This is a genomic window from Alcanivorax sp. HI0044 (genome assembly GCF_001634945.1).
In genome coordinates this window covers 1-8,178 of record NZ_LWEZ01001237.1, presented here as the reverse complement: position 1 = coordinate 8,178, position 8,178 = coordinate 1, and the positions used below count along the sequence as shown (strand labels likewise).

At 60.8% G+C, this 8,178-nt stretch carries 8 protein-coding genes and 1 pseudogene; 2 read left to right on the top strand and 7 right to left on the bottom strand.

What is annotated here, in order from left to right; all coding sequences use genetic code 11:
- Positions 1-633: class I SAM-dependent methyltransferase (locus A3730_RS17590; RefSeq protein WP_063538567.1), on the top strand; the 633-nt coding region annotated here is incomplete at its 5' end.
- A 33-nt stretch (positions 634-666) separates the two neighbouring features.
- Here A3730_RS17590 and A3730_RS17585 read toward each other — a convergent pair.
- The 5 genes from A3730_RS17585 to rnd are packed head-to-tail and all read right to left on the bottom strand — an operon-like array spanning position 667 to position 3,355.
- Complete coding sequence (locus A3730_RS17585; protein ID WP_063520999.1) at positions 667-1,119, bottom strand: HIT family protein; 453 nt, start codon at positions 1,117-1,119, stop codon at positions 667-669.
- Positions 1,116-1,463, bottom strand: coding sequence for a hypothetical protein (locus tag A3730_RS17580; protein ID WP_082872440.1), 348 nt, complete (start codon positions 1,461-1,463; stop codon positions 1,116-1,118). Before A3730_RS17580 ends, A3730_RS17585 begins: the two co-directional genes overlap by 4 nt.
- A 50-nt stretch (positions 1,464-1,513) precedes the next feature.
- Complete coding sequence (locus A3730_RS17575; protein ID WP_063520998.1) at positions 1,514-1,972, bottom strand: YcgN family cysteine cluster protein; 459 nt, start codon at positions 1,970-1,972, stop codon at positions 1,514-1,516.
- Entirely contained in the window at positions 1,965-2,282 is a 318-nt protein-coding gene (locus tag A3730_RS17570) for a YcgL domain-containing protein (protein ID WP_231880701.1), read from the bottom strand. Before A3730_RS17570 ends, A3730_RS17575 begins: the two co-directional genes overlap by 8 nt.
- The gene (gene rnd / locus A3730_RS17565; RefSeq protein WP_063520997.1) at positions 2,279-3,355 is read right to left on the bottom strand and encodes a ribonuclease D; all 1,077 of its coding nucleotides are present in this window, start codon (positions 3,353-3,355) and stop codon (positions 2,279-2,281) included. Before rnd ends, A3730_RS17570 begins: the two co-directional genes overlap by 4 nt.
- Before the next feature lie 220 nt (positions 3,356-3,575).
- Here rnd and gpmA point away from each other — a divergent pair, with 220 nt between their 5' ends.
- The gene (gene gpmA, locus A3730_RS17560) at positions 3,576-4,322 is read left to right on the top strand and encodes a 2,3-diphosphoglycerate-dependent phosphoglycerate mutase (RefSeq protein ID WP_063520996.1); all 747 of its coding nucleotides are present in this window, start codon (positions 3,576-3,578) and stop codon (positions 4,320-4,322) included.
- 170 nt (positions 4,323-4,492) lie between these two features.
- Here the strand turns inward: gpmA and A3730_RS17555 are convergent, their stop codons facing one another.
- The gene (locus A3730_RS17555; protein WP_063538565.1) at positions 4,493-7,783 is read right to left on the bottom strand and encodes an efflux RND transporter permease subunit; all 3,291 of its coding nucleotides are present in this window, start codon (positions 7,781-7,783) and stop codon (positions 4,493-4,495) included.
- A pseudogene (locus tag A3730_RS31810) lies at positions 7,780-8,178 on the bottom strand (efflux RND transporter periplasmic adaptor subunit); the annotation flags it as partial. The gene A3730_RS17555 and the pseudogene A3730_RS31810, both read right to left, overlap by 4 nt.

The following is an 8,178-nucleotide window of genomic DNA, read 5'->3' as shown; positions in this document are numbered from 1 at the left end:
CCCCATATTGCTGTAGATGTGGGCTGCGGCAGCGGCCAGGCCAGCCGCGGCCTGGAACCTCACTTCCAGCACGTGATCGGCACCGATATCAGTCTCCCGCAACTTCAGGCAGCGCCAGCTTCAGCCTCCGCATTTCTGGCAGCCCAGGCCCATCAACTTCCTCTCCCGGATACCTGTGTGGATCTGATCATCGTCGCCCAGGCCTTTCACTGGTTCGACAAAGCCGCGTTCTTTACCGAGGTTGAGCGCGTTCTGAAACCCGGCGGCGTGCTGGCCCTGATCAGCTATGGCCTGTGCGATGTGGAAGGACTGGAGGGTATGGTCAGGGCATTCCATGATGGCCCACTGGGCCCATGGTGGCCGGCGGAACGGGCCGACGTGGTGGCGGGCTATCCCGACGCGCAGATGGATTGGCCAAGCCTGCGGTTTGCCGAAACCACCATAAAACGGGAATGGTCCGTGGAGGCGTTCATTGGTTATCTGGATACCTGGTCCGCCCTGACGCAGGCCGCCAAGGCAGGGAAGAGCCCACTCGCCCCATTCAGTGACGCGCTGCGAAAACAGTGGGGGCCTTACACACGCACCGTGAACTGGCCACTTCGGGTGCGCGCTTGGCGAAAGCCTGCCCGTTAACAAGGCCACAGCAGCAATAAGGCAAAGCGGGAATCAGGGTGTATCCGGGAAATGCTCAGACAACAGACCCGCCATGCGATCCAGACGTCTGCGTCGTTTCGCCATACCGAAGACGTTGAGTAGCCGGGTTGCCCAGGTCAGCGCCGTTACCAACGTATCGCCACCGCGCCGGGGAATCACATGCACGTGCACATGGGGCACATGCTGATTAGCCTCACGACCATCGTTGACCACCACGTTATGTGCCTTGACGGCAAGGCCAGCGCGCTTCTGCGCCACTATGGTCCGCCGTGCCAGATCCATCAAATGGTGTGTCACGTCAGAATCCAGGCCCTCCAGCAAAGGCGCGTGCTCACGCGGGATCACCAGGCAATGGGCTTCACGGATCGGAAACAGATCCAGAATCACCATGGCCTGCTCATCTTCGTAAACCACACTGGCGGGCAGCGTACCCGCCTGGATCTGGCAGAAAATACACTGGCTCATTGCTGAACCGACAGGGCCGCTTGTTTGCGCCGCTGCCGCCACAGTTCAAACACCGCCACCACCAATGCCACTACCAGCATGGCCAACAGCGGCCCACCAGCACGCCACAGGCTCACATCCTCCTGGGCCAGGCCATCGAACAGACTGACCACCCAGGCCGGCGCCCATTCGTCATGCTGCGGGGAAACGGACCAGGGGGTCAGCAACAGGGCCGTCAACAGGGTTCGCAACGGTACCTTGCCCCATCGTGACAGCGGGCGTGTCAGCCACCACCAGACAAACAATACGCCGATGCTGCCGATCAGGTAGGCGAACCAGCCCCATAGATATGCTTGTGTTGTCACAACTTCTCCTACACGTGTAATTGAACCCACTGCCAGGCCCTTGCCTGGATTCAGTCGATCCAGTGAACAATATGCTCTTCCCAATCGTCTTCCGGCACAAGCTGCTCGGACACCACGCGCCCGGCCACACTGATGCCTGCCTGCTTCACGCTGCCCGCATTTTCGCTAAGCAGCGGGTGCCAGCCGGGTAACGGCTGGCCATGGGCGCGCAAACGATACGCACAAGTGGACGGCAACCAGTCGGTATCCCGGGCAATGGCTTCAGTCACTTGAATACAGTCAGGGACCCGCTGAAAACGCTCCGGATACACCCGACACTGACATTTTTTGCTATCCAGAAAGCGGCAGGCCAAATTGGTAAACGCCAGCTCGCCACTGTCTTCATCTTCCAGTTTGACCAGACAACAGCGGCCACACCCATCGCACAATGCCTCCCACTCACGGGCATTGAGCTCGCTCAGCGGCAGGGTCCAGAACTGCGCACGCAGTGGCCGGGTCACGTCAGGCATCACGCCCGGCCGGTTTATCCGGATGGCCATCGGCCATGAACAGGTCTTCATCCGGCGGCGGCGGCATTTGCAGATAAAAGCCCTGCTCGCGGATTTTACCGATAACCTGCTCCACATCCGCCCGAGCCAGAGGCCGCGCCGGGCTCAGGATCATGTCGGTCACATGTACAGCGTGGCCAAATTGCCCCATCAACACTTCCGGCACGTCTTTCAGGCCTTTCTGGCGATCCACATACAAATACATGCCGCTTTTACGACGGCTCTTGTAGATCGAACAAAACAGTTTACCTTTCAGCACTCCCTCACTCACTTCAGCAACTCCAGCAGAGGTTGAGTGACGATATTGTAACGCCACCCGGTCAACGGCTCCGGCACCTGCTCCGGGTTGCGGATAAGGGCTTCCAGCCAACGCCGACGCATCAGTACATCCGGTTTCATGTCCATTTTTTCTGCAATCACGCCTACCCGGCTGCGCAGGGTCTTGGCCAGTTTCTTCTGGGCCGCATCCGGCGGCCCAGGCAGCGGCTCCGGCGGGGTCTGCCGACGGCCCTCTTCCATCAGTGTCAGTAACGCATCACCATCGCGGCGTATCTGTTTGGGATGGAAACCCAGATCCGCCAACAGCCCCCGATCACTGCGGCTGGCACGGGCCAGATCCAGTAATTGGGCATCTTTGAGCACAAAACTCTTCGGCAGGTTCCGTTCGCGCGCCATCTGGTCTCGCCAGGGCGCCAGAGCCGCCAGCACCGCCAGGCTTTGCCCCTGTAACAGACCGGCGCCTTTCACATTACGCCAGGCGTCCTGCGGCCGGATTTCGCTACGGGCCTGGTTCAGCAAGCGTGCGCACTCTTCTTCCCACCAGCCCCGTCGACCCAGCCCATCGAGCCGCTCGGCGAGGATCCCGGCCACTTCCGGTAGATACTTAACATCATCTTCAGCGTAGTGAAGCTGCTCATCGCTCAATGGACGCTTCAGCCAGTTGGTGCGCGTTGCGCCTTTGGGTAGGTCAACACCCAGCAGCATCTGGACCACTTTCTGGTACCCCCACTGCATATCTTCGCCGCTCAGCGCCGCAGCAATCTGGGTATCTTCGATGGCAGCCGGGTATTGGCCGGTAAAGGTGGCAATGGCTTCCAGATCTTCCGAGCAGGCATGCATGACCAGGGTGTGCTGCTGAAACACCGGAGACAGTGTGGGGCCATCCACCCGGGTGGTATCAATCAGGCGAATTTGTTCACCGTCGTGTACCTGCACCAGCGCCAATTGCGGCCAGAAGGTGCGCTCGCGCATGAATTCCGTGTCCAGATACAGCGGGGTCCCCGCCGTCAGCCCACCTTGCCATTCACTGATTGCCTGATTGTCCTCGCACCAAAGATACGCCATGTTTTCGCCTTATCCGGGAATGAGAAAGCCCTTGAAACGGCTTTCACAGGTCATCGCTGCGCATGAAAAGGGCAAAATGGTCTGCAAAAAAACACACAGGACAGGCCTTGCCGGCAGCGGCAACAGAATTTGCGACGATTATACGGGCTGTGGCGCTCAATTTCCCGGCGCATTTCTGCTACTCTTTGCGCCGCATTGAAATCGCACAGGAATAACGCTAATGAGCACGAAACTGGTACTGGTCCGCCACGGCCAGAGCGTATGGAACAAGGAAAATCGCTTCACCGGCTGGAAAGACGTGGATCTGACCGATCAAGGCCGCGAGGAAGCCCGCACCGCAGGCGAGCTGCTGAAGGAAGCCGGCTTTGAGTTTGATGTGGCTTACACTTCAGTGCTCAAGCGTGCGATCCGCACTCTGTGGAGCATTCTGGACAACATGGACCAGATGTGGATTCCGGTGATCCGTGACTACCGCCTCAATGAACGCCACTACGGTGCCCTGCAGGGCCTGAACAAGGCGGAAACTGCCGCCAAGTACGGGGATGACCAGGTGCATATCTGGCGTCGCAGCTACGATACGCCACCGCCGAAAATGGAGCGCGATGACGAGCGTTATGCCGGCAACTTCCGGGTGTACAAGGACCTGAGCGAAGCGCAGATCCCTCTGTCAGAAAGCCTGAAAGACACAGTCGACCGCTTCGTGCCTTACTTCGAAAGCGACATCAAACCGCAAATCGAAGCCGGCAAACAGGTACTGATCTGCGCCCACGGCAACAGCCTGCGCGCGCTGGTGAAATACCTGGGTGACATTTCCGACGAGGAAATCGTCAAGCTCAACATCCCCACCGGCGTGCCGATGGTCTACGAGCTGGACGACAACCTGAAGCCCATCAAGAACTACTACCTGGGCGACGCAGAAGCGGCTGCAAAAGCAGCGGAAGCGGTGGCCAATCAAGGTAAGGCGTAAAAAGAGACTCAACAGGCTCCACGCGGCACGCCACAACGCGTACCACCGCAACGCTTGCTGTTAACGAAGAGGCCGCGCCCCTGCTTGGGGTGCGGCCTCTTGCGTTCATGGGATTTGCTGGGCGGCTGACGCCAAAAGCCTGACGCACCAAGCCCCGCCAGAAACCTGCATCACTGCGCGCCTGCCTGGCCTTGCAGGTAATCCTGCCGGCCTGCCTCCCAGGCGGAGCCCAGCACGGCATCGTGATACGGGTTGTCCCCTGCCCACCCTGCATACAAGCGGCCGCGTTCATAGGCCATCTCCACGGTATCCTGTTCCGATGCTTCCGGTGCTCGCCAGCGGGCCAGCCAGCGGGTGACCAGCCCCTTCACATCATTGGATATCACCAACAGGCTGGGCACTAACAACAAGCTCACCAGGGTGGCAAACAGCACCCCGAAGGCCAGCGAGACAGCCATGGGAATCAGGAAGCGGGCTTGCACGCTGGTTTCCAGCATCAGCGGTGCGACACCGGCAAAGGTGGTGATGGACGTCAACATCACTGGCCGCAACCGCCCGCTCACACCACGAATCACCGCATCGCGCAACGACGCGCCTTTTTCCCGCAGGTCGTTGATGGCATCGAGCAATACCAGGTTGTCATTCACCACCACGCCGCTCACCGCGATGATTCCCACCAGCGACCACAGTGTCACGCTGTAACCCAGCAGAAAATGCCCCATAAAGGCCCCCACCAGGCCAAACGGAATCGCCGCCATCACCAGCAAGGGCTGACCATAACCGCCGAACAGAATGGTGAGCAGGAAGAAGATTGCGGCCAATGCAATCAGATAGCTTATCGATAGGTGTGACAGGAAGTCCTTGATCGCCGCCTGCTTGCCCGCCACCGTCCAGCCGGCTTTATCGTCAGCGGCCATCATCGGATCCAGCAGCGCCTTGCGCAGCTCCGCCATCACCAGAGCCGGGGACGTGGCATGCTCATCCACAAAGGCACTCACCGTGGCGCTGCGGCGCCCATCGTAATGGCTGATCATGGCTGGCGCCTGGCGACGCGATAGCGAGGCCACGGCGGCGAGCACGGTCATTTCACCGTCGGCCAGTTGCACCGGCATCCGTTCCAGGTCGGTAATCTGGCGGCTGTCGGCCTGGGCCAGCCGCAGCATCACCGGCACCTCCTGGTCCTGCTCGAACCAGCGGTCCAGTTCGATGCCGTGGAACGCATTGCGCACCTGCGCCCCCACTTGCTCGGCCCGCAAACCGGCTCGCTCCCCTTCTTCACGCAGGTTGATATCCACGATAGTTCGCTGGGCATGCAGATTATTGGCCACCTCATGAACCCCCTCCATGCGCGTCAACGCCAACGCCGCCTGTTCACTCATACGCTGCAACGTAGCCAGATCCGGGTGGAACAAATTGATATGAATGTCCGGCTTCACCTGCATCAGGCTGGCATGGAACTTCACCGATAACGCATCGGCGATCACCCCGTGCTGGTCACGCCAACGCCGTGCGATTTCCCGCGGCGGCATGGCGCTGGTATCACCGCTGATCGCCAGGGTCACCCGAACCCGATATCGCGCACCGGGATCACGGGCGTTGGAGGTTTTCTGGCGCACGCCCTGTTCGGCAAACACCGCATCGATGTGGATCGGTGCCTCGGCTTGATCACCCTCAACGCCCTCTGCCAGCTGACGAGCCAGGGTATGAGCGGAGTCTTCCAGCTCGCGCACTTCCCGGGCCAGGCGCAGGTCGCCGGTGCCTTGGGGAAACACTACTTCCGCCATCACCCGATCCCCTTCTACCCGGGAAAACAGCACCATGGTCAGCCAGCCGCTGTTGACCAGCGCACAGCAGAAAATAAACAGGCCCACGAACACCACCACCAGCACATAGCGCCAATGCAGGCAGCGCCGCAGAATGGGCCGGGCGCGCCGGTCCAGCCAGCGCTCCAGACCATCGTTCAGGCGCGTGGCCAGCTGTTCGGATTTCAGCCACAGCCCCCGCGCCGGGCGATCGTGGCTCAAGTGGGCCGGCAAAATCCACAGGGACTCCACCAGCGACAGCAGCAAGATGGTGATTGAGACGATGGGGATAACCCGCATCAATGCCCCTTCCGGCCCCGGCAGAAACAACAAGGGAGCAAAGGCAAAAAGCGTGGTCATCACCGCAAACAAAATCGGTTTCGCCACCCGTTGCGCCCCACTGATAGCGGCTTGCCCTCCGGTCAGCCCCTGGCGGCGTTGGTGGTCAATGCTTTCGCCCACGATCACCGCATCATCCACCACAATCCCCAGCACCAGAATAAAGGCGAACAGGGAGATGGTGTTGAAGGACTCACCCAGCAACGGCAGCATGGCGCAGGCGCCGAGCATGCACACGGGAATCCCCAGTGCCACCCAGCCCGCCAGCCGCAGGGTCAGGAAAATGGCCAGCATGAGCGTCAGCAGTACCAGGCCTTGCAAGGCGTTACGCCAAAGCAGGTTGGAGCGCTCACTGAACTGGCGGGCATCATCACTCCACACCTGCAACCCGACACCGGGGGGCAAGTCCGCCTCAGCCAGGTAGTTACGCACCGCTCCGGCCACATCCAGCACGTTCTGATCGCCTACCCGATACACATCCAGCGCCACCGCCGGTTTGCCATCCAGCCAGGCGGCCTGGGTGTCCCGGGAAAAGCCGTCCTGCACCTGGGCCACATCGCCCAGTTTCAACAAGTCGCCCTGGTCCGACTGTCGGATCACCAGCTGCTCATAAGCACGGGCATCACCGGGCTGTTCGCCGGTCTGCAGCAGCCAGTCACCCTTGTCGCTGCGCAGCACACCACCGGCGATGCGCTGCACGCTCTGGCTGGCTGCAGCCGCAATGCCATCCAGCGTCAGCTCGTAGCGATACAGGTCATCCCGGGAAACCAGCAGCGCCATTTCCCGTTCCGGCAGGTTTTCAATATCCACGCTGGAAATAGCATCACGGTTGAGAAGTTGCCGGCGAACCCGGTTGCCCAGCTGGTACAAGTCCGTGCGTGACAAGGAGCCACTGAGCAACAACCGCACCACCCGGTTACGCACAATCAGCTCCTGCACTCGCGGGCGGGCGGCTCCCTTGGGCAGGTTATCCAGAGCATCCAGGCGCGTGCGGATCTGCTCCAGCACATCGCCCGTGTCATGCCCTTCCAGCACATCCAGCTGCACGCTGCATAACCCCTCACGGGATTCGCTGATCAGCTCGGTACCGCCCTCCACATCGTCCACCGCGGTTTCCACCGGCGTACAGACCAGTGATTCCACGGTTTCCGGGGTGGCCTGGGGGTACGCCACATAAATGCCGATGCGGTCCAGCGGCACATTGGGCAGGGTTTCCTGACGGGTATGGGGAATAGCCAGCAGCCCTGCCAGCAGCAGGGTCATCATCAACAGGTTGGCAACCGCCCCATTTCTGGCGAACCAGGCAATGGAACGATTCATGGATGTCCCTCACCACGGTTTTCGCTGTTATGGGCCAGACCAGTCTGGGCCGGACGCGGATCGATACGCATGCCTTCCAGCAGTTGCAGGTCCCCGGCCAACACCACCGAGGTCGCGCTGTTAACCCCATCGTGGAGGTAGAGGTTGTCACTGTCCTGATGCAGTATCGCCACCTGCTGACGGCGCAAGCGCTGGTCGTCGTCCAGCACCCAGACAGACTGGTCACCGGCCTGGGCAGAACGGGGCAGCACCGCCACCGCTGGCGTCGCGGCACCGCGCAGTTCCGCCTGCACCAGCACACCGGGTTCCAGCGGTAATGACTGACCGTCGTTGGCAACCTGCACGATCAGGTACATCATCTGGTTGCGGTTCAGCCCCCCTTCACGGCGCACCAC